Genomic DNA, 25,033 nt, shown 5'->3' on the forward strand with positions numbered 1-25,033 from the left:
TTATCTTAAAATGGTTACGTATCCTGTAAACTGAACTTCTCTTCCTGATTCGCGATCTCTTATTTTCAATTTGTAGTAGTAAGTCCCCTCATTCAAGGAACCTCCATCCCAATCATTGTTATAGTTGGAGACTTTATACACTTCGCCACCCCATCTATTCACCACTATCAAGTCATTCTCAGGATAAAGCTCAGCCAAACCTTCAATTTGCCAAGTATCATTCATACCGTCTCCATTTGGAGTAAATACATTAGGAATGGTTATCTCAAATTGATTATGTGAAACTGTGGCAGTATTATCCAAATCAAGTATTTCATCTTGATCAGGGGTCGATACATTGGCGGAATTAGTTACCAAACCTCCATCAATAGCCTCAACAGTTAATTGGATCACTATTTCTTCTCCACCTTCCATTTCAGGAATAATAAAGGTCACTTGTCTTGTTGCGCCGTCATAGGCCTCTTGAATCTCACCTCCTGCATTTGACTGAATGTATCTCACTTGCTGAGGAAGGAAATCCGTAACAGTGACGTTCCTTGCAGGGATATCTCCTTTATTGGTGATTTTCAAGGCATAAACAAACTCTCCTCCTACTTCAATTGCTGATGAAGAAACTGTCTTCTCAATTGACATATCCACATCATCAGATAAGATTGGCAATGGATCTGTTTCATCATCATCAGGAGTTGAATTATCACTGGCTACTTCCACGCTGTTCACTACTCCAGCACTTTCAGTCATGGCCATTACACTTAGAGTCAACTGGACTGTTTCTCCTGATGCGATTTCTGAAATAGACCATGTAACGGTATTGCCTGATATTATGCCATCAGATGAAGCAGCTAAGACTTGTAATTCTACTGGCACTTCATCTGTAACCGTTACATTTTGAGCAGTTGAAGCTCCATTGTTTGTAATGGCTATGGTATAATCAAACATTTCCCCAACAATCACTGACGTAACATCCATGGTCTTGACAACCTCAAGGTTCGCACAATTAGAAACTGTAATCGCCAACCTCTGAATACTTTCACAACCTGTACCAGGATTCGTCAATGCCGCGTAATAAGTCATCCCCTGTGTCAATGCTAGAGCTTCGCTTAGGCTGTTTCCACCAACTGGGGCATCATACCAAACTATAGCGCTTTCATTCACTTGAAGATCTCCAATTGTTCCACCGATAGCAGAACAGAAAGACTGCTCAGTCAAGTTGGTAGTCGGAGCTGGTAAGCTGTTTACTGTTACTGTAACCATTTCAGCATCACCCGCCTTGTTCTCACATACCCCGTCTCCACTTACGGTTACATAATAGGTTGTTGTAACAGTCGGGCTTACAGTCGCATTTGACAATACAGTCGTCAAGGCGGCATCAGTATACCAGGTAAATACCGGACTCGTTACCGTACTACTGCTGGCACTTAAAGTGAAACTATCACCCTCACAGATAGTACCACCTGTCGATTCTATATCGGCAGCAGTAGCATTCCTGTTTACGGTCACTGTTACCATATCTGCATCACCTGCCTTGTTCTCACAAACCCCATCGCCACTTACGGTCACGTAATAGGTAGTTGTCGTGCTCGGACTAACTGTCGCACTTGACAACACAGTAGTCAGGGCAGCATCTGCATACCAGGTAAATACTGGATCACTAACCGTGCTGCTCGTTGCGCTCAAGTTATAGCTATCACCTTCGCAAATGGTCGCATTATTAGTATCTATATCTGCAGCAGAGGCATTCCTGTTTACGGTTACCGTTACCATTTCAGCATCACCCGCCTTGTTCTCACATACCCCGTCTCCACTTATGGTCAAATAATAGGTTGTTGTCGCAGTCGGGCTGACTGTTGTACTTGACAATACAGTCGTCAAGGCTGCATCTGTATACCAGGTAAATACTGGGCTTGTTATTGTGCTGCTTGTCGCAGTCAAGGTATAACTATCACCCTCACAAATGGTGGCATCATTGGTATCTATATCGGCAGCAGTTGCAGTTCTATTGACTGTCACCGTTACCATTTCAGCATCACCTGGCTTGTTCTCACAAACCCCGTCTCCACTTACGGTCACATAATAGGTTGTTGTCGCGGTTGGACTGACTGTTGTACTTGACAATACAGTCGTCAAGGCAGCATCAGTATACCAGGTAAATACTGGATCGCTAACCGTACTGCTTGCTGCACTCAAAGTAAAGCTATCGCCTTCACAGATGGTTCCGCTTGTCGCATCTATATCTGCTGCGGTGGCATTCCTGTTTACGGTAACCGTTACCATATCTGTATTACCTGCCTTGTTCTCACAAACCCCATCGCCCTGTACCGTCACATAGTAAGTGGTAGTGGTCGTAGGGCTAACATTCGGATTAGAAACAACTGTTGTCAATGCAGCGTCAGTATACCAAGTGAATACAGGATCAGTTACAGTACTGCTTGTTGCACTCAAAGTAAAGCTATCGCCCTCACAGATGGTTCCCCCTGTCGCATCTATATCTCCTGCAGTAGCATTCCTGTTTACGGTTACCGTTACCATATCTGCATCACCTGCCTTATTCTCACAAACCCCATCGCCACTTACCGTTACGTAATAGGTAGTTGTAGCAATTGGGCTTACCGTCGCATTTGACAATACAGTAGTCAACGCAGCATCTGTATACCAAGTAAATACTGGATTAGTTACCGTGCTGCTTGTAGCACTCAAAGTGAAGCTATCACCCTCACAGATGGTTCCCCCTGTCGCATCTATATCTGCTGCAGTAGCATTCCTATTTACGGTTACGATTACTTCTTTCGCATCACCAGCTTTGTTCTCACATACTCCATCACCTTGAACGGTTACATAGTAAGTGGTAGTGGTCGTAGGGCTGACGTTTACATCTGCCAACACAGTGGTCAAAGATGCGTCAGTATACCAAGTGAATACAGGATCAGTTACAGTACTGCTTGCTGCACTTAAGGCAAAGCTATCGCCCTCACAGATGGTTCCGCTTGTCGCATCTATATCTGCTGCGGTGGCATTCCTGTTTACGGTAACCGTTACCATATCTGCATTACCTGCCTTGTTCTCACAAACCCCATCGCCCTGTACCGTCACATAGTAAGTGGTAGTGGTCGTAGGGCTAACATTCGGATTAGAAACAACTGTTGTCAATGCAGCGTCAGTATACCAAGTGAATACAGGATCAGTTACAGTACTGCTTGTTGCACTCAAAGTAAAGCTATCGCCCTCACAGATGGTTCCGCCTGTCGCATCTATATCTGCTGCGGTGGCATTCCTGTTTACGGTTACGATTACTTCTTTCGCATCACCAGCTTTGTTCTCACATACTCCATCACCTTGAACGGTTACATAATAAGTGGTAGTAGTCGTAGGGCTAGCATCTGGACCTGTCAACACAGTGGTCAAAGCAGCATCTGTATACCAGGTAAATACTGGATTAGTTACCGTGCTGCTTGTAGCACTCAAAGTGAAGCTATCACCCTCACAGATGGTTCCCCCTGTCGCATCTATATCTGCTGCAGTAGCATTCCTATTTACGGTTACGATTACTTCTTTCGCATCACCAGCTTTGTTCTCACATACTCCATCACCTTGAACGGTTACATAGTAAGTGGTAGTGGTCGTAGGGCTGACGTTTACATCTGCCAACACAGTGGTCAAAGATGCGTCAGTATACCAAGTGAATACAGGATCAGTTACAGTACTGCTTGCTGCACTTAAGGCAAAGCTATCGCCCTCACAGATGGTTCCGCTTGTCGCATCTATATCTGCTGCGGTGGCATTCCTGTTTACGGTCACTGTTACCATATCTGCATTACCTGCCTTGTTCTCACAAACCCCATCGCCCTGTACCGTCACATAGTAAGTGGTAGTGGTCGTAGGGCTAACATTCAGATTAGAAACAACTGTTGTCAATGCAGCGTCAGTATACCAAGTGAATACAGGATCAGTTACAGTACTGCTTGTTGCACTCAAAGTAAAGCTATCGCCCTCACAGATGGTTCCGCCTGTCGCATCTATATCTGCTGCGGTGGCATTCCTGTTTACTGTCACCGTTACCATATCTGCGTCACCTGGCTTGTTCTCACAAACCCCGTCTCCCTGAACTGTCACGTAATAAGTAGTTGTCATGGTTGGGCTAACTTCATTATCAGCCAACAGTGTGGTCAGTGCTGCATCAGTATACCAAGTAAATATAGGGTTGGTTACCGTACTGCTAGTAGCGCTCAAAGAATAACTATCCCCTTCGCAGATGGTAGCATCATTTACATTTATATCCAATGCCGTTGCATTTCTATTTACAACCACTGTAAGTGTAGCCGCATCCCCTGGTTTGTTCTCACAAACTCCATCACCCTGAACAGTCACATAATAAGTAGTAGTAGCTGTTGGGTTAACATTAGGATCCAAGACTTCAGTAGTCAATGCAAGATCCGAATACCAAGTAAATATTGGATTAGTGACTGTAGTACTTGTAGCTGTTAAAGTAAAACTGTCGCCGTTACAAATGGTACCTCCAACAGGGAGGATATCATCAGCGAACGCATTTCTATTGACAGTAACTACAATCTCTTTTGCATCTCCAGGCTGGTTTTCACAAACCCCGTCTCCACTTACCGTTACATAATAGCTGGTTGTAGTAGATGGGCTAACAGTAGCACTTGACAAAACAGTTGTCAATGTAGCATCTGAATACCAAGTAAACACCGGGTTCGTCACTGTACTGCTCGTTGCACTTAAGGTATAGCTATCGCCTTCACAGATAGTTCCTCCAGTAGCATCTATATCTATATCAGTAGCATTTCTATTTACAGTTACCGTTACGGTTTCTGCATTTCCTGGTTCATTCTCACAAACTCCATCTCCACTTACCGTTACATAATAGGTTGTAGTAGTGGATGGAGTTACAGTAGTATTTGACAAAACTGTTGTTAAAGCGGCATCTATGTACCAGGTAAACACTGGGTTGGTTACCGTGCTACTGCTCGCACTCAAGGTGAAGCCGTCACCCTCACAAATCGTTCCTCCTGAGGCATCAATATCATCTGCGTCGGCAATTCTGTTTATCGTTACCGTAACCATTGCCCGATCCACACCAACACAGCCCCCTGAACCATTTACTTCAACCCAATAGGTCTCATCCACTGTCACATTGCTTATGGTGATAATATTATCTACAACTGTCACACCCGAAACGATGCTTCCCCCTACTTCTGCATCGTATAGAGTATAGCTCAAACCTCCAGAGAAGTTAGTCACTTCAAACACGGCATCATTTCCTGGACCACAAAGTTTCAAACCTGCGTCAGTAAAGGTTGGGGCCGGTAAGCTATTGGAAACTTGAACATTTACTTCTTTCCCTGTGATGTTTTCACAAACATTATCACCGCTCACCGTTACATAATAAAACATATCAGCACCATCAGCCAAACCAGTAATAGTCAGCCCTCCATCTGCGCCAATATTATAGGTAATTGCTCCGTTCACATCTCCATCGGTAATTGGATTGGTTTTAGCAGCATCATAATACCAGCTAAAGACTGGATTTGCTATACTGCTTGTAGGTCCTAACACCACTGGTGCCCCCACACATTGGGTTATCAAATCATCCAAATTGATATCACCATCATCTGCATTTCTATTGATGGTAAAGCTGACAGGAGTTGGTTCTGCTGTACAGAACCCATCTGCTATAAGCTGCACATAATAGGTGTAGTTACCTGCGGTAAGTCCAGCTAGAGAAATATTCGCTCCTGTTTCACCTGTGATGATTTCTGGAGTACCTGCATTATCTGAATACCACTGATACGTTACTCCAGCTGGAGCACCTGAAATCAAAACCGCTTCTAAAGTAACTGGATCTACTGGGCAGAATGTATCCACATTGGTGCCGTTTATCAGGATTTCATCTAAAAGTTCATCTGAAGTCCCTAAGACCCTGATTTCAATTGGTCTCCTTTCAATACCATCCTCACATCCGAATCTTACAATCTGTAAATAAACTGTTTGAACAGTATTTGGAGCCCAACCAGCAATATCTGCTACAGTGATTTCTGTTCCACCAGTTTCATCCGTATAGAACTTCACTGCATCACAAGTTGCACTTGGGACATCTATGATATCTCCTGGGCATATTTCTATGTAATCTACATCAGCAATATCATCATGCTGTTCTCCCGAAATAGTTCTAAGCGGTAATAGCTCTACCTCATAAACCCTCAACTCATTCAATGCATCAGCCACACCGCCTGACAGGATTTTAATTCTATCAAATGGAACATCATTGATAAAGGTCAGCGCCTGTTCCGTTCCTCCTTCCAGTAGATTGAGCGTCAATATATCTGCCTCAGCATCCAAAGGATCACCTACTGCCTGATTCCCGAAATAACGTTGAATTTGGTATCCTTCTAAAAGTGTCAGGTCAAGAAGGCCTGTTGCACTTCCTACTTTAATATATACTGAATCACCGGCAATGGCAGGGGCAGTAAAAGTAATATCCAGCTTACTGCTTACATTCGCACCCACTAAATTATTCATGGCAGCAAAAGTATCTTCATCGCCGTCAGCAGCAGCTTCTGGGTTAGTAACCGCTGTCAAACCGGTGGCCACATCAAGTCCGCCTATGATAGATTCAAAACCGGTCATGATATGAAGGACTCCAAAAGTACAACTGGCTAAGGTCGCTGACGTTTCATGGTAGTACGCTCCATATACTCTTACATTTTGTACCGCATTAAGTAAGGAAGCTAAAGAAACTTTCACTCCATTATATGGCACTGGAATGCCATTTATATCCGTTGGGATAAAGGTATATTCAAATTCATTGATGCCATTTACTGCTGAAACCAAGTTTGCATCAGCAACTTGTCTTACTCCAATTAGATTGTCACCACCTACCGGGTCACCATCTAACGCCTGGACATAAATTCCTCCTGAGACACCAGCAGCTCCATATTCACGTCCCAGTTTAATGGTCACTGGAGTTCCGGCTGGAATCATTGTGTTCCACCGGATGGTCTGGGAAGTCTCCCCTGTCAAACCAAGTAAGCTCGTTCCCACAGTTTCCGAAACAAGGGAGTAATCATCCAGACTACTTCCCGCCGCTAAAGTTGGGTTGCTAACCGTTCCCAATTGTAAACCCAAAAGGTTACTCGTTGTAAAGTCTTCAGCACTCGTTGCATACCTCCTGTTAAACACAAGTGGACATCCATCGGGATCAAATACATTGACCACCACATCCACAAAATTGGTACAGTCTGTTCCACTTGCCGATACCCTGTATACATATTTTCCCCCAGTAGCGAATACCCCAGCAGTATTTGGAGCTGAAAAAGGAGCCCCATCCAAACCTGACCAGGTTACCGGTACACTGGTTCCATCTTCATTTGTCGCTGATGCAGGAGGGAGCACTACACTTTCTCCAATGGCCACATTATATACTGCAGATCCATTAAGCGCTATTAAAGGATTTGGATTAATATCTACTGTTACCGGAACCCTAATGGATTCTTCAGGACATCCTGGTCTTTCAGCAGCTGCATAATAGCTTACTTTAGAGCCAATTTCCCCTAAATTAAAACTTGCACCGGTATGCTGCAAGGTACCGCCAACAGGTGCGTCGTACCATTTTACCACATCACCTGAAGCAACTGTTGCATTTAAAGTCACATCTTCACCCGCACAAACCAACATGTTCTGTTCACTATCTACGCCATCAATGATCGGTCTTCCTGGTACTCGCATCACCTCATGTACCCGCAAGCTTTCTGATGTACCCAAATTCAATAAGGTACTTACCTCTATTTCAAAACGATCAATAGCTGCTCCTGGAGCCATGGTAAATGTAACTGGATTGCCGTCAGCCAGCAGTCCCAAAAGATCTAGCTGGGCAATACCTAAAAGCTCCCCACCCAATGTCTCCAAGTTCTGTCTGGAAACTTCCGTATCTCCATTATAGGCTACCAACTCCACATTATCTAAAAGATCTACATCCAAAATACCTGGAGCTCCACTGAGTGTCACCTTAACCTCATCGGAAGCTTGTCCCAGTCCATCAAAATAAAAATGCTGTTCTAAAACACCTGCCAAGCTCAAGACTCCAGGGCTTAAAGACGTGTATGTAGAAGGATCACCATCAATTGAAAAGTGCAGGTCATCAGCTACAGAGCCGGTCAAATTAAGTAAATCCAAGTTTACCCCACTGACATCATAAGATGTCCCTATGGGGTTACCACAAATAGCCGCTCCATCATAGCTAAAAGCGTTATAAATATCTAGGTTCACTTGATCGCCCAAACCAAGTAAGGAAAGTGAACCATTTTCAATGTAGATCCTGTCAAAATCAGCATCAGGGGTGAGCGCGATGTAATAATTACCGTCAGGACCGGTAATGATCCGAGCACGGGATATATTAAAACCCTCAGTAGTGCTTCTTGAAAAAACATCATTCGTACCATCTCTCGCAACAATGGTAAACGCCTGCTCCCCTAGGGCAACTAAGCTTAGCACATCCCCTAAAAGTTCTCCTAAATTACCTCCTAAAAGCAGTCCAAAAAGATCATCGCTTCCCTCAGCCCTTACATATACGGTCGTATTGGCATCAAGTGTCGAAGGAAACTTCAATTCTATCTCGCCATTATATGAACCCAATCCCAGTAAAACGCCTGGGCTTGCTAGCAGACGTGCAAAATTCTCATCATCAACTATGGCATTATCTGGATTTTCAACGGTCACTAATGAGTAGCCTGATGAGGGACCTAAGCTTTCCGCTAAATTGGCAGGAACATTTGGGCTGGAATAAGTAACTTCATTCGCCAAGGTTTTTGTGCTCTGTCCATAAGACATAAAAGAGTGAAGCACCAGTAAAACCGTAAAAACCAGTGAAAGTTCCCTCCACTTAAATTTGGTAAAAATTGATTCCATACATCAAAATCTTTAAATAATTGGTATTGATCCTAAGCTTATATTGCTATTTCCCCATTGGCCCAACTGATATGACCAACAAGTATGCTATTCAAACAACAGGGCGACATAAAACAACTAAAATATAACTATACAAATAAAACATATAACTATTAAAAACAATTAGTAATTATGAGATCGCTTTTTTATTGTAAATAATTATACTTACCAACTATTTTAACATCAAAAAAACTCCGATAATCACCTATTTCATTCCAATAGTTTACTATTGAGGATATTATTGTCCCCACCTACCTGAAATCAAAATTAACTACAAAAAGATCAATTATTATTAAAAATAATTATATGCTACAACAGTGTCAATATTTGCTAGGATAGTGACATTTTCTGTTATTTTTAGTCATTCTACACTAAAATTGGGCAAAAAACCTAGATTCTTACTTGAGGAGCATTTATTAAATAACAAAATGCAAAATCAAAAACACAAAGAACAAAATGATTAGAAAATTGATATAAAAAATGCCATTCAAACAAAAAGGCCACCTTCAAAAGAAAGTGACCTTTAAATAAAATACTATGTTTTATAAATCAAGGATTTTGGGTTAAGCCCTCATGAACCAACAGTTGCGCTTCAGGAATGTATTCAATCACAGCATTGTCATCAGGGGACACAGATGAAACCGGACTATTTCCAGCCAAATGAGTCCCAGGATAAGCCCTATCCATCGTTCTATCATTCCTAAATACATCTATTTTTCTATGCCCTTCAAAAGCCAATTCGAGTTGTCGCTCTTCCAATACCGCATCCAGTACCGACTTATCACCCAAGTTTGCCATCGTATATAGACCAACCTCAGGTATGCCTGCACGCTCTCTGATCAAATTAACATCATCTAATGCCAGTGTGGCATTACCCAGTTTAGCGTTAGCTTCTGCTCTGTTCAAATACATCTCTGCCAGTCTTGATATTACGGGAGACCAAAGATGCACTTGATCTTCTTGCCCAGAGCATTTCAATACATAATATTTAGGAAAGCCATTTCTTAAATCAAGCTTTTTATCTATCAAGACTTTTTTACTTCCTTCTGAAGTTTCTACGAAATAGTCATATCCTCCATGCCCATTAGAAACTTTCTCCAGCATCTTGGCTTGACCGTTTTCTGTATAGGTATAATCTGCCCCTGATTGGGTCACCTCTTTCCACTTATACGTATTAGCATTATCAACATACAAAGCCCAAGTGATGCTCTCATCTACCACAACAGGCTTGATAAACTTGTATCGCTCATCCTCAGGATATTCTCTAACCATTTCTAAATATGGCCTTGATGCATACATTTCGCCCCAGCCCGTTCCTTGAATATTGGCATATAATGAACCTACTGTATACCAACCATTGGATGCATAATCCGCATCAGGAATAAACTTAATGGCAAAAATTGTTTCGGAATTTGACTCTGGGGCCAACTTGGTATAGTCAGCCAACTTTTCCGTAGCCAACAAACTGAATTTACCAGAATCAATCACCATATCAGCATATTCGATCGCCTTGGCGTTTTCTTCCTCATAAAGATAAACCCTTGACAAAAGGGCCCAAACAGCCTCTTTGGTTGCATAAACATTGGACTTATCCTCTTTGAAAAGAGAAGCGGATTTGATCAAATCAGCCTCTACTTGATCATAAACCTCCCCTACAGTTGACCGGGTAGGATGATTCAAATGATCTCCATCAAGCTTCAAGGGTACACCAGGGTTGTCTCTGCCTTGCACGTAAGGTCTCCCAAAAATATTCACCAATTGAAAGTGCATCAACGCTCTGATGTAATAATTTTCAGCCAAGAGTTGGTCATTAGCATCAGAAGCACCTTCTTCGAGGGCCTCTATCGTTTTATTGGCACCAACAATTATCTGGTATGAACTTCTCCAAAAACCAGCCACACGAGAACCGTTGGGAATTCTTTGATAATTATAAGAGAAGAAAAGAGGATCCGTAGTAGTACCACTTAGAGCCAGATTGTCAGAGGGGTATTCATAGAGCCTATGCCAGTTATCACTCCAATCCTTCATCCTACTGTAAGTCCCCAGTGTCACAGACTGTGCACTGGATTCTGAACTTTGCAAATCATCTGCGGTAATGGAATCATATGGGCTCCTGTCTATATCACAGGCAGCAAGGACCAACATGACTAATCCAACCCAATATTTATTATTTAGATATTTCATTGTTGTTTGCTTTTGAGGTTAGAAAGAAAGGTTTACACCAAAAGATAGCCTTCTTGGAAGCGGATAGGGAGAAGAGTTATCTCCATTAACAGCCGCCTCAGGATCAAGTCCTGAATAATCTGTAATTGTAAACAGGTTATCTGCAGAAATGTAAGCACTTAAACCATTGATCTTCCAGGCATTGGTAATATGGGTAGGAATGGTATATCCCAAAGTCACATTTCTCATTCTAATAAAGCTTGCATCTTCCAAATACCTGGAGGAAGCCTTATGGGCATTATTGTTACCACCATAAATAGGTTGTGGATGAGTTGCATTAGGGTTTTCCGGAGTCCATCTTGACCACCCATCCTGTAACTGCATAAAATTATAAGTAGGGTAAGCTCCATCACTATCAAACAATTCCCTAGCGCTATGGTAAACCCTTGCCCCATGAGAGTAAGCCATAGTAGCATTTAAATAAAAGTTTTTGAACTGCATGTATGAGCTTAGACCTCCGAAGAAATCAGGAGTGCTGGTACCTACCTTTTGTAAACTTGCGGCAGAGTAACTACCAGTAATACTTACTTCTCCAGTACTAGGATCAACTGTTTCCCACTGAGGTGTGCCATCCTCAGGATTTACTCCAGCCCATTTCCTCATGTACCAAGTATCAATATTCTCTCCTTCTTCAATAATAGTTTGACCAGAAACTTGACTTCTGCCTTCATACAGCTCAGTAATCTCATTGATGTTCTTGCCAATATTAAAGTCCAATCTCCAGTTGAAGCCTGAAGCTGCCTGTAACACATCGGCTCCTAATGTAAATTCAATACCGCTGTTTCTTACACCTCCGATATTATCATAATATCCATCGTAACCTGAAATATTCGGCAATGGCACAAAGTGTAACAGGCCGCTTGTGCTTTTATTGTAAACCTCAAGTACACCATCCAGCCTGTTCCATAAGCCAAACTCAACGCCAATATTGCTATCGTAAGTCTTTTCCCAAGTCAAGTTATCATTTCCTAAAGTAGTTGGGATTGCTGCAGGGTCTCCATTATACTGGGCATCCAAAGAATAAAGCTCATATTGAGGATACAAAGAAGATGGAGTATTTCCCACTCCGCCATATGCAGCTTTCAATCTCAAATAACTGAAAGCCTTGCTACTGAAGAAGCTTTCTCGGTGAATATTCCATGAACCACTGATGGCAAAAAAGTTACCATATTTTTTATTCTCCCCGAACCTCGATGCACCATCTCTTCTGAATGAAATCTGTGCATTGTATTTACTCTTAAAACCATAATTGGCGTTTAGCAAATAAGACTGAAAAGCATAATCATTTTTGGTTCCTCCGATGGTCGTTGGTTCTGAAGTGCTGCTGATAATTGTGGCACCCGGCACAATGCCCTTACCTGTAGCGCTAAGATCATTGTATACATAATCACTGTATTCATAAGCGACCAAGGCATTGATAAAGTGATCATCAAAGCTTTTGGTGTAGGAAAGCATTTGGTTTGTAAATCTCGTGATTCTCTTCGCCATGCTATTGGAAATCCTACCATTGTCTGCCAAACCGCCATTAGAACGAGGGTCGGTATAGCTAAATCCTTCGGAATTATAGTATGTAATGTTGTTGGTGGAGATAAATGACAAGTTATCGGTGATATCATATTGGAAGTCCATATTTGCCAGGATATTGAAGGTGGCATCATCACTATAATTCCATTGTAGGTCATAAAGGTAATTTCTATTATCCCTACCATACCAGGTCACATCCCCACTTTGAGGATTTACTACATTCCCTGCTTCATCATATGGATTGTCCCAAGGCAGGTTTCTGTACATATCATAGATACTGTGCTGTCTATTTTCTGTAGTAGTATAGGTTGCTGCAAGTTTTGGCTTGAAGGTGAACTTCTCAGACACATCATAGTCCACATTAAATCTTCCAGAAAGACGTTCATAGGTGTACCCTTTTACAGATCCTTCCTCTTTGAAGTAATTACCAGTAGTATATATTCTTGCTTTGCCGGAAGTTCCTGAATAGGAAAGGTTATAGTCCTGCACCGTTCCGGCCTGAGTCCCTACATCCAACCAGTCAGTATCCGTATTCAATAAATCTTCGGTATAATAGTCTGGAACAGCATTTTGGTTAGGGAACTGTCCCCACAGGTCATACATTTCCTGGGAATTGGAAATTTTAAAACCACCTGTGTTAAACAAAGAAACTCCAGTTTTTGCACTTAAGTTGAAAGAACTTACATCTGCACCTTTTGCGGACTTAGTGGTCACCACAACCACACCATTGGCTCCTCTAGAACCATAAAGGGCGGCTGAAGCAGCATCCTTTAATACTGAAATACTTTCCACATCTGAAGGGTTCAAGTTAGGCGTTCCATGCCAAATGACCCCATCAACCACCCAAATAGGATCTACCGATGAGCGGATAGAGTTTTTACCTCTAATTCTTATAGTCGGAAGTGCTCCAGGAGTACCAGAGGAAGTCACAATGTCTACCCCGGCCATTTTACCTTGGAGCATATTTCCTACGTTTGGAGAAGTAATGTCTTTTAATTTATCCCCATCTACTACTGCAATGGATCCTGTTAGATTCTCTCTCTTCTGAGTAGTATAACCTGTCACTACAACTTCCTCCAATCCCTGGGCATCTTCCTCAAGTACCACTTCCAACTGGTTCATTCCGCTGACGGAAACTTCTTTACTTTTAAATCCAATAAAGGAAAGCTGAAGCACAGCATTTTCATCTATTCCAGTAAGCGAAAAAGAGCCATCCAAATCAGTCACAGTACCTGTAGTAGTCCCCTTCACTAGGATACTTACACCCAATAGAGGCTCTCCGGTACTGTCAATTACTTTTCCGGTGATATCTTTGAAAACCTGAGTAGATGTTTCTATCTCTTGAGGAGCCGTTACATGTACCGTCTTGTTGATCTGCTTAAATCTAAAACCATATTCCTGACCCAGCTTCTGAAGCACTTTTTCAAGGCTTTCTTTTCTTGCCTCTACCGTCACCAACTTGCTTTCAATTTGATCATTATAAGTAAAGTGAAAACCCGTCTTTCTCTCAATTTCCTCTACCACCTTTTTAAATGGTTCTTCTACAAAAGCAACTGACAAAATCATCTTGTCAAGATCATTTTGCCAAACAGCCGAACCATTATAGGCATACTGTTTTGCACTTACTGGGGACCATAGAACCAACATGGATAAAGTCCACATTGTCACGAATCCCAACCGCATAAGTAATTTTCTCATCATAGCGTTTTTAATTTTATGGTTGGTATACATTTTACATTCCGGTGCACCATTGTCCGGAGAGGCTTACACATTTTGGGTTTTAATTTCATGGGTTTATATTTAGAAAATGGTCACTTTTTTATCATCTATTCTATATTCAAAGCCTTCTGTATAGGCCAATCCTTTAAGGACATTGTCCAACATCTCATTTTCATATCGGCCATTTAATCCTCCCTTAAACTTTACACTTTCACTAAGTATAATTTCCACGCCATACCAACCTTCCAGAATCTCAAAGACCTCTTTAAAATCAGTATTCTCAAACTTGATAACCCCATCTTTCCAGCCTGTCACCACCTCCGCATCGAAGTTTCCTTTTACCATCTCTTTATTTGCCTTGGAATAGGTGATCATTTCCATTGGACTTAAGCTCTCTCGGATACCATCTGTAGTTATAACCTCCACTCTCCCATTTAACAGGGCAACCTTTTGATCTACTCTATCAGGACGACTGTTCACATCGAACGATGTACCCAAGACTTTTACTTTGAGATCTCCCGCAGACACAACAAAGGGAACCGCTTCATCATGTTCCACATCAAAAAAAGCCTGACCGGCCAGCCTCACCTCTCGGGTGCTATCTGAAAAATGCTCGGGGAATTCAATAGTACTATTGGCATTGAGTTTTACCAAGGAGCCATCGGGCAAATGGAATGACATTTTGGTGCCAGGTTTACTGGATTTACTTAACCATATAATTTCTTTTGAATCCTTTTGTTCTACAGAAGGCTGTAGTAAATACGTCATTGATCCTAAAAAAGTGATAAAAAACGCAATCACTGCTGCCACTCTGTTTGCCAAAAGGAATTCCATAAAAACCTGAAAACCACCTCTTCGACCCAAGCCTTCTTTCGATTGTTGGTGATGTTTCAGCAAGCTATCCAGTATTCGCTCATTATCAGTTTCTCCCATCTCAAAAGTTTCCAGATGCAGAGATAAGATCACCTCTTTGGACCTCCTCATCATCAAAGTTTTATCGGGATTCTCATTTGCCCATTTTGCCCAATAGCGATTAGACTCCTCATTGGGATCCATCACCCATTGCACAAAGTGCTCATTTAATAAAAAATCTTCTTCTGTACTGGGATTAAATTGCATTCGATAAAGTGTTATTTTCTGTCTTCTGCTATTAAAGAGACATCACCTTATCAAACAACCACTAATTGAAAATATTTTTTTACAAAAAATTATTTTTAATGCATATAATAACTTCGTTTACTAATTATTAAATAAATAGCAAGTATAACAAAGCAGTTAATGTAAAAGTAAAAAGACTGCTTTTGTAAGGAGCCAATTTTTCTGAGAGCTTATTCAAAACACGATAAAGCATCGTCCTTACTGTTTTGGCATTGGCCAAACCAAGCATTTCAGCAATCTCAACATAGTTAAGGTTCTCAAAAAATCTCAAATTAAGTATTTCCCTTTGCCTTACGGTTAGCTCATTGCATGCATTCTGGATAATTTTTTTTTGCTTTTTATCCAATAAAGCATCTATAGAAATATGGTCCTCATCAACCAAAAAATTAAAAGCCGCACCTTCCTCTTCTTCATCAACATATCTTCTTTCTCTTTTCAAAGACCGCAGCAACACCCTGCGAAAACTCGAGAAAAGATAAAATTTAACAGATTGGGCTACTCCAAGTTTATCCTTATTATCTACTAGCTTAAAAAAAACATCCTGAATGGCATCTTGAATCAATACCTCATTGGAAGTAAACTGTCTTCCGTAAGAATATAGTTTATTGGAATACATCCTATAAATCTTTGCCAAGGCAGCATCACTCCCTTTCAGAAACTCGAGCCAAAGGCTTGTTTCTGAAGAGTTACTTTCAATGTTTACTTGATGATCTAATTGATCAGCTTGATTTGCTTGGAGCCGATTTAATAAAGGCATTGCAGCTTCGCTTTCTTACTTAAAAACAAATATCAATGCTAAATGTAATAAAAAAACATTTCGAATCAATTCATTATCAAAATTATAACATATAAAAATCAAAAAACAATAGATTTAACTTTTGAATACTTTCATATAAAATTTGATTTGACAAAAGAAAAGCCCCTGCTAGATGACAGGGGCTTTTCATAATCTGATTTTTTATCAATCCAGGTTCTCAAAATCAATCTCAGGAGCTTTTCCTTGTGGACTTCGGTCATGCATACTGTTCAACTCAACGAAGTCATTAAAGTATCCTCCATTTCTTAAAAAGAACTTACCACTTTCTTCTCCACCCGCATAATCTAGCCTGTATCCTCTTCGCGCAATATCATCTCCTGTAAATTTCGCTTCCGTCAACTCTTCCCAGTTTCCTTCTGTGTCCATAGCCCATTGATTATGATAAAAAGCCTTTCGACCTATGTACCCATTTCTATCTATAAAATTCTCTAGAAATGAATGCGGACGCTTATACCAAGTATCTGTCTGAGGCCTTAAGAAGCTGGCTATCAACTTCCATTCACCTACTTCAGGAGCATAAAAATAAGCTGTGTAAACTGTATTTCCATTGCCATCAGGCTCCACGGAATTCAAAAAACGATAGGTGTTTCCCGTAATCCAATTGTAGCGAAAAAAGCTCTGTCCCCCAGAACCTTCATTACCAAACTCTCCTGTGTTCACTCCCTCCCCTTTTTTCAACAATTTGATGCGCTGATCTTCAGGTATCTCATCAGGATTATTGGTATGAAATGGGCTCCAAACTGAAAACAGTACCCTTCTTTCTGTATCTGAATTAGCCTGTATCCCAAAATATCCTTCACCAAAACCATTGGCCATATAATATGAACCATTCGGATCTTCTCCCTCAGGAACGGTGATTTCGTTGTAAAACCATTTGAAGTTTTTATCTTCGGGCAAGGTATAGCTCAAATGCACTGAAGGACCTCTTCTGCCCCAATAAAAGCGATTACTCTCATTGTCCTTGACATAGGTAATGTCCACTGCACTCTTAGTAAGGACCATAAGTGACTTAAGTGAAGGATAGGACTCTCCGGATTTTGACACTCCCTGAACGTCTACTTGCACATATCCTGCAGGCAAATCAAACAAGCCTACACTCACTGTATACTCAGTTCCTGCCTCTAAACTGACTACTTCAGCAATTTCTCCAACTGATACTTTTATCTCACTGGAAGATTCTCTTCTATCTACTACCAGTTGCAACAGAGCCTTCTCTGCTTGAGGCAATTTGAAATAAAAACTCAACACTGCCTCTTCTTTTGTCCAGTCTACCACAGTACCTTTCCTGCTGACTTTGGCACCTTCATTACCTGATGTTACATAAGTATTTCCTCCTACTGGAATGGACACTTGGGACAAATATTCCTTTTCTAAATCTTCTAAAGAGTCATTATTGCAGGCCAGAAGGCCTGCAAATAACGACAATATCAACAAAGTTTTAAATCTCATTTTTTTAGGTTTATTTTTGAACAGGCGCAATGATGTAGCTATAGGAATGATCAGCAAATGGAACCCTATACTCTTCCAAGGCAATGGAACCCCAGCTATTTATGCCAGCCACACCTGTTTGGATCAAGTCCACATGCAAATTTGTAAATCCATTTGGCTCCAACTCACCACTATGAATATTCTGCTTTTCTTTACCTGGGTAAAGCTGATCAATACCATAAGGCAATGCACTTACATTTAGTAAATGATCAACAGCTAGAATCCTTACACCTTCTTTACCTTCTTTTCTTACTGTGGCCCAGCGAACGTCAGTCTTATTACCAGACTCTTGTGGTCTTACGTAAGGGTGATATTGTTCCATCACACTTCCTTCATACAATCCCACCTGAGCACTGAACTTACGGTCAACATAACTTTCCCAAGGACCTCTTCCATACCATTTGAAATGATCCAATTCACCTGGCAATTTCAAATCCGTTCCTAACTTGAGAAGATAATCATGTTCTCCCTTGATCGCTCTAAAATCATTATCCACTTTGATCTCTCCATCATTGGAGAAACTATATACTTGCGTAAATGAGGCGTCTCCACCTAGCACATCATATAATACCGTCACCTGATAGGCACCGTCAGTTGCTTTTTTATGAGAGATACTTTTCAGCTTAGTTACATTTCCATGCAAATAATCTAACTTCTGACCACGACCGCCACCAAAGTCATTGTCTACCAATGGCCTAAACAAAGACAAAGAAGGACCATCAATGATCAGTTCCTTATTTTTCACTTTGTAATCATGGAACTGGCCTGTTGCCTTATCAAAGGTGACGGAGAACAGTTTGTTATTAATGCTTAATGTATTTCCTTCTTCTGACACTTCTACTTCAGCTGTTTCTGGAGAAAAAGTCGCCAAAACAGGTTCGGTAAGCCCAAACTCAGCTTCCGCCAACAAGGTACCTGGAGACATTCTTCCTTCCTCTTCAATAATTTTGCCTTCGATCTGAAGCCTATACTCAGCAGCCTCTTCTCTTACAAGCTCAAAAGGCAATTCCACAACTGACTTCTGTCTTGGAGCAAGGCCAAAAGAACCCACCTTTGCTCTTTTAACTTCTATTCCATCTTTCAGTAAAATAGCCTCAAATTCATAGTTAGCGATATCACGGAAGAAGTACTCATTAAAAATTTCCAGTTTATCTTCTTTGGTCAGTTTAAAAGAGACATCCTGATGAGCCCTTCTAACTTCATAAGCATGAGGATTCCATCTTCTATCAGGCATGATCACCCCATTGATCAAGAAGTTGTTGTCACTTGGAGTTCCTTCTGGCCCCCAGTCTCCACCATAACCAAATACTGTTTTACCATCTTTTTGGAGATAAATACCCTGGTCCACCCAGTCCCAGATATAACCACCTTGGAGCATAGGATACTTTTTAATCACTTCCCAATACTCCTTGAAATTCCCCATACTATTTCCCATGGCATGGGCATATTCACTCATAATATAAGGTCTTGGAGGATTACTCTCTGCATACCTTTCCATTGTTTTTGGATGCGGATATTGCGGTACGATAATGTCCGTGTTCCATTCAAAAGTAGATCTTTCATACTGAACCGGACGGGAAGGATCATATGCCTTGATCCACTCATAAGCTTTGTAGAAATTGTAACCATTTCCAGCTTCATTCCCCATACTCCAAGCTACTACGGATGGATGGTTCTTATCTCTGAAAATCATTCTCTTGATTCTCAACATATGAGCATTTAGCCACTCTGGAGCATTACCTAAAGATCTTTCCGGACTATAGTACATTCCATGAGACTCAATATTTGCCTCATCTATCACATAAAAACCATATTTATCACATAGCTCATACCAGTAAGGGTCATTTGGATAGTGGGAAAGTCTCACCGCATTCATGTTCAACTCCTTCATGATGCGCACATCTGTTTCCATTTGCTCACGTGTCATGACGTGGTGCGTCTCAGGATGAGACTCATGTCTGTTCACCCCTTTAAACAATACTGGTTTTCCATTCACCAAAAACTGATTGCCTACGATTTCATAGGTCCTGAAACCTACATTTTGACGAATCACTTCCATGGTATCTCCAGACTCATCAGCCAAAACCAATTCCAGTTCATACAGAGTAGGAATTTCAGCAGACCATGCTGACACACTTGGGATTTCAGTTGCAAAATTCAAAACAGTCTTTCCTAACACTCTTTTCAGACCAACTGTCTTTTGAGACTTTTCGAAAATCAAATTACCTTGGGGATCAAAAAGCTTGGCCGTTACCGTATTCTCACCTTGCTGCTCCTCTGTCCTATTCCAAAGATCAACAGTCACATTTAGCTTTCCATCTCTATAGTTATTCACCAAAGGACTCTTCACAAAAAGATCATAGAAATGCACCTTAGGCCTGCTGTACAAATAGACATCGCGCTCTATACCAGAAATCCTCCAAAAGTCCTGGGCTTCCAAATAAGAACCATCATGCCATCTTCTTACTTCGATCGTGATCAAGTTTTCACCTGGATTTACATAATCTGTAAGTTCATATTCAGATTCCAGCTTACTGTCTTCACCAAGGCCTACATATTCACCATTTACATAAAGTCTAAAAGCTGACTTTACCGCTCCCAAATGGAAAAAAACCTGTTCATTCTCCCAACCAGTCGGTAAAGAAATAGTTCTTCGGTATACACCTGCAGGGTTATCCTTGTTCTCTATATATGGGGGATTAGGGTTTTTGACTGCAAATTCAAATGGATGGTTTACGTAAATCGGAGTACCATAACCATTGAACTCCCAGTTGGCTGGTACTTTAAAATCGTCCCAAGCCCGATCATCAAAACCAGTTGTCTCAAAACCTTCAGGCAATTTTTCATAATGATCAGTCCAAAAGAACTTCCACGTTCCATTCAGATCTAAAAACCTTTCAGATGCCGACTTATCATTAGCCTCTGCTAATTGCTCATTTTCAAAAGGGAAATAAGAAGATCTCATGGGGAGCCTATTCTCCTCCTGAACATTAGGATTTTCGAATATAGGGTCAGCTTTTCTCTCCTGTGCAAAAGTGTTATGCACTAGCGCCATTACGCACAAAGCTGTGGTAAAAAAGGACTTCATGAAGTATAAAATTTTAGTGATTGAATCTTAGGTAGTCAGAGTTTCATTTTGTCTTGACCAAGCAAATGGATTTTTCTTTTGAAACTTAACTATTTACAAAAAAAAGAAATAAAACGAATTAATTATACTTTAATATGAAATAATTTGAAATAAAATCACGATTATTTATGAAAATTAAAAAGTTTACCACTCACATCTATTTGAGTCCGTTCAATTAAAAATATTTAATTCAGTAAAAAAGCAGGACGTAAAACAGTTTTTATAAAAATTAAATTAACTACAAATAGTTATCAAATATAAATGATTAAGTTGATTTAATAAAACAAATAAAATAATAAAAGCAAATACCTATACTAGTTCTAAAGCTATTTATCAGCTGATTTTATACAAATAAGCTCCTTTAAAGTCCTATGGTATAACTTTCCATTCGCAAACGAAGGCGTGTTGACAGACCAGGTTTTCTCAAAGGGGCCAAGATCATTTACACTAACCAAAGCACTCTTATCAAAATACTCTGTATCTGTGCGCACGCAATAAACAACTCCCAACATTGTTGTAAAAAATACCTTATCGTTAACGCAAATAGGATTCCCATTAAAATTCCAATGCCACCCATCCCTTTGGGATCTTTTATCATGAGCTACATCAAGCCCTCTGACATTGGTGGTTTGGGTCTTCAAATCTTGGTTCCAAAGATAATTTTTCGTTCCTCCTTCATGACTGACCTGAACAGGAACTTGGAGATACTCCACCTTGCCAGTTTCCAAATCCACTTTTCCAAAAGAGTAATCAGGTCCAATATTATCCCTGTAGTTCCCTTTTTTAAAACACATAAAAAAAAGCTTTTCACCCACCTTAATATTGGAATACCATGCTGGAAAAACCACAGGGTTTAACTTCTCATTCATGTCAATATTCTCAAACAAATCATATTGCTTCTTTTCTGAATTCCACAACCTAACATCTACATTATTCACAAGAGATATTTTCTTTTCCAAATTTCCTTTCTGGGAATTTAAAACATGGATTTCATTCTTACTTTCAGTAAACCAAATGGCTCGATTTTCATCCCAATTAGCATGGTAAAGAGCCATCCCTTCATTTGTGGAATATTGCCAAATCTGACTCCCATTTTCAAGATCAATTAAGGAGTAACCTTTCGGTAGCTCTGGCACCCCATGGTGACCACCACGCCCAATCAAAACAGCATATCTACCATCCTTCATTTCACCGAACTGAGGAGTATTATAATGTGTAAGCCCATCCTCCGAAATCCATTTTACGGTTCCGGTATGCTTATCAATGGCATAAATATAATTCCAACCATAAACACAGTCGCCACCTTTCTCCCAATAAGGCTCCATATTCAAAACTACATCGCCGTGGACAATTGGCTCAAACTGTTTGTTGAAAGGAAAACGAACACCATCCAGCTCTTCAATAGGCTTCCAATTCCTTTCCCATTGCCTATTTCCTTCAAAATCAAAACAGCTGAGGTTACCACTGGCATTATAAAACCAAACATATTCCCCATCTGTCACGGGCCCTGGCGTGCTGGAGTCGGAAAACCCATACATATATTCACTTTTCACACTACCGCTCAATTTTCTTTGCCATAAAACCCCACCGTCTTTTGCATCCACACACAAAGCCAAAATATCAGCCCCCATCAAATCACTTTTTTCCTTGATGGAGGTAATTGGCTTCATCACAGTAAGAAAAATCCGATCATTCCACACCGCAATCCCACTTTGCCCACCCTCAGGCAAGGTCGTTTTCCAAAGGATATTTTCTCCGGTAGTCACACTAAAGCTTTCCGGAACTTGATCAACGGTCTCTATCTCCCAATTTCCATTCGGGCCAGAAGGCTGTGGCCAATTGGGACTGACTGATTGGTTTTGGTAACAACCCATGAAAACAAGAAGGACTATAGCAATATGAACTTTATTCATGATAGTAGTTTTTTAAAAAACTTTAAAAGATGAATATCTATTATTCAGCAAAACTCCCCATAACCAAATGATAATACTTAAACCCGAAATTGGCAATTGAAATCCTATTGCAGCCTGAAACCACTTCAAAATCAGCCGTTTTGATGATATTTTCTAATTCAATAAAGCGATAAAATACCTCAATCTCCAAATAGTCTGATCATCTTGGATTTTCAATCCTCATAATGAATTCTAGTTCATAATTCGGATAAAAAACAAACCCTTGACTCCCCTGAATTCACAGGTTTATCAAGGGTTTAAAAACTTATTTATTTATTAAAATCTATTCCCATCCAGGGTTTTGATCCAGACTCGGATTCAAAGCGATTTCCTGAGATGGCACCGGATATAGATATTGATAATCCTCCCAAGCTGGTGGCGTTCCAGGGAAAAACTGGATATAGCCTTCATCAGCTCCACCTTGAATTGGGATACGGTTGTTCACATCAGCTCCAACAATCCATCTTCCCAACTTTGGATCATTGGTATAATCCATTTTTTTCCATCTTCTCAAATCATTGAATCTGAAACCTTCTGCCATTAATTCAATTCCTCTTTCTCTTCTAATCTCCCAAAGTATAGGATCTACTTCTGGATCTCTCGTCGGGTCAAAATCAGTCCCAACAGCAGAAACTGTCATGGGTGCCACTTCGCCACGTTCTCTCAACATGTTAATGGTAGCATCGGCCACTGTTTGATCAAACTCACCCAATTCCCATTTTGCTTCGGCGTAGTTGACCAAAACTTCTCCCATTCTGAAAATTGGAGCATCATTAAAGTCATTGTTCTGGATGTCATGAAGTCTGTTATAATACTTAAACAACTTGTAACCAGTCCTGGAAACATTGTAAGGATCACCTTCATTGAAATCTCTAAAATGTGGTGAAACCCTTAATATATAACCAGCATGGTTCCTACTTGGCAATTGCTTTTGAGTAGCATCGGTAATCCCTTCCATAAAGTCAATATACTCACGATCTTGCTCATCATCAGTATACTCCCAAGCCAAACGATTACCTGATACAGGCTTAACTCTAAAAGGAGGAGTAATGGTGTAAAGCATCCTTAAATCCCTGTTTCGGAACTCTGCATAAGGATCTTGATCCGTTTCAAATAAATCACTGTTCCACCGGGTTTGCCCATCTTTCATCAAGTATGAGTCCGCCCCTCTTTTGGTAATATCCCAATTACCAGCTGAATTTCGATGTCTAGAAGTAAGCACATGAGTCAAAACTCCATTCTCATAGCTCTTATACAACAAAATCCCAGGCACTCCCGCCAAATCTGCACTGTTGAATAGCTCATTATAGTTTGGATGTAAGGTAGGATTATTGGCGATTAATTCAGCCCCCGCATCCGCACTTGCCCGAAGAAAAGTTTCAGCTTCTTGTAAGCCATGATATTTTCTCCATGTCCCTTCAAATAAGCCAAACCTAGTAATAAAAGCCCTGATCACATCACTACTGATAGAATTTGAAGGTATGCCGTTGGTACCGGGCTCCATAATATTCTCTTCGGCAAAGAGCAAGTCATCCAGCATTTGCTGAGCCACTTCTGCTCTAGGAGTTCTAGGTGCATACAATAACTCATCATCATCTGTAAGTACCCTGTCTATCCATGGCACATCACCATACGCTGCAATTTTATCATAGTAATCATAGGCTCTAAAGAAATAACCGATGGCTCTCCAGTGATTCTTTTCTGCCTCAGACATATCTGAAGCATCTAAGTTTTGCAGCATAATATTCACCCTTCTTACGAAGGAAAAATTCCAAATTCCCGAAGTAGTTGGAATAGTTTGTCTTCCCCAGATCCATGCTGACCCTTGATTGGAATTATTATGCATCATAAGGTCTCCATCCCACTCGCTGTTAGGAACACTCAGGTCATAACCAGGAAATATGGTATAGAACCCAAATGCATAAGTCTGCGTCACTTGGAAATTGGCAAAAGCATTATCTTCTGAAAAGGCCAGTTCTGGAGATTTGTCCAAGGTGCTCTCCACGCAGCTTGTCATCATCCCCATAAGTGAAAGACCTAGGGCTATATTTTTTATCATTTTCATTT

Annotated in this window: 9 protein-coding genes; all 9 read right to left on the bottom strand. The window is 40.7% G+C overall.

The features are described 5' to 3' along the window. The 9 genes from IFO69_RS03440 to IFO69_RS03480 all read right to left on the bottom strand — a co-directional run bounded on the left by IFO69_RS03440 (window position 1) and on the right by IFO69_RS03480 (window position 25,031). Window positions 1–8,919, bottom strand: a complete 8,919-nt coding sequence (locus IFO69_RS03440) for an Ig-like domain-containing protein (protein ID WP_192008301.1) — start codon at window positions 8,917–8,919, stop codon at window positions 1–3. Window positions 8,920–9,507: 588 nt separating this feature from the next. Further along, on the bottom strand, window positions 9,508–11,142 hold the full coding sequence (locus IFO69_RS03445) for a RagB/SusD family nutrient uptake outer membrane protein (RefSeq protein ID WP_192008303.1): 1,635 nt from the start codon (window positions 11,140–11,142) through the stop codon (window positions 9,508–9,510). A gap of 18 nt (window positions 11,143–11,160) precedes the next feature. Continuing rightward, window positions 11,161–14,406, bottom strand: a complete 3,246-nt coding sequence (locus tag IFO69_RS03450) for a SusC/RagA family TonB-linked outer membrane protein (RefSeq protein ID WP_225443964.1) — start codon at window positions 14,404–14,406, stop codon at window positions 11,161–11,163. Window positions 14,407–14,505: 99 nt separating this feature from the next. Then, entirely contained in the window at window positions 14,506–15,543 is a 1,038-nt protein-coding gene (locus IFO69_RS03455) for a FecR family protein (protein ID WP_192008305.1), read from the bottom strand. A 127-nt stretch (window positions 15,544–15,670) separates the two neighbouring features. Beyond that, a complete protein-coding gene (locus IFO69_RS03460; protein ID WP_192008307.1) occupies window positions 15,671–16,339 on the bottom strand; it encodes an RNA polymerase sigma factor in 669 nt (222 codons plus the stop codon). Window positions 16,340–16,543: 204 nt separating this feature from the next. After that, on the bottom strand, window positions 16,544–17,848 hold the full coding sequence (locus IFO69_RS03465) for a DUF3472 domain-containing protein (RefSeq protein WP_192008309.1): 1,305 nt from the start codon (window positions 17,846–17,848) through the stop codon (window positions 16,544–16,546). A gap of 10 nt (window positions 17,849–17,858) precedes the next feature. Further along, window positions 17,859–20,975 (bottom strand): glycoside hydrolase family 2 TIM barrel-domain containing protein, encoded by a 3,117-nt coding sequence (locus IFO69_RS03470; protein WP_192008311.1) that lies wholly within the window; start codon window positions 20,973–20,975, stop codon window positions 17,859–17,861. A 365-nt stretch (window positions 20,976–21,340) separates the two neighbouring features. Further along, entirely contained in the window at window positions 21,341–22,927 is a 1,587-nt protein-coding gene (locus IFO69_RS03475; RefSeq protein ID WP_192008313.1) for an outer membrane protein assembly factor BamB family protein, read from the bottom strand. Between the two features lie 322 nt (window positions 22,928–23,249). After that, complete coding sequence (locus tag IFO69_RS03480) at window positions 23,250–25,031, bottom strand: RagB/SusD family nutrient uptake outer membrane protein (protein ID WP_192008315.1); 1,782 nt, start codon at window positions 25,029–25,031, stop codon at window positions 23,250–23,252. Between the last annotated feature and the right edge of the window lie 2 nt (window positions 25,032–25,033).

The organism is Echinicola arenosa, from assembly GCF_014841125.1.
Lineage (GTDB): Bacteria > Bacteroidota > Bacteroidia > Cytophagales > Cyclobacteriaceae > Echinicola > Echinicola arenosa.

Bases quoted from the DNA above. Each gene is read 5' to 3' on its own strand.
- IFO69_RS03440 (WP_192008301.1), bottom strand. From the start codon at position 8,919: ATGGAATCAATTTTTACCAAATTTAAGTGGAGGGAACTTTCACTGGTT.
- IFO69_RS03445 (WP_192008303.1), bottom strand. From the start codon at position 11,142: ATGAAATATCTAAATAATAAATATTGGGTTGGATTAGTCATGTTGGTC.
- IFO69_RS03450 (WP_225443964.1), bottom strand. From the start codon at position 14,406: ATGATGAGAAAATTACTTATGCGGTTGGGATTCGTGACAATGTGGACT.
- IFO69_RS03455 (WP_192008305.1), bottom strand. From the start codon at position 15,543: ATGCAATTTAATCCCAGTACAGAAGAAGATTTTTTATTAAATGAGCAC.
- IFO69_RS03460 (WP_192008307.1), bottom strand. From the start codon at position 16,339: ATGCCTTTATTAAATCGGCTCCAAGCAAATCAAGCTGATCAATTAGAT.
- IFO69_RS03465 (WP_192008309.1), bottom strand. From the start codon at position 17,848: ATGAGATTTAAAACTTTGTTGATATTGTCGTTATTTGCAGGCCTTCTG.
- IFO69_RS03470 (WP_192008311.1), bottom strand. From the start codon at position 20,975: ATGAAGTCCTTTTTTACCACAGCTTTGTGCGTAATGGCGCTAGTGCAT.
- IFO69_RS03475 (WP_192008313.1), bottom strand. From the start codon at position 22,927: ATGAATAAAGTTCATATTGCTATAGTCCTTCTTGTTTTCATGGGTTGT.
- IFO69_RS03480 (WP_192008315.1), bottom strand. From the start codon at position 25,031: ATGAAAATGATAAAAAATATAGCCCTAGGTCTTTCACTTATGGGGATG.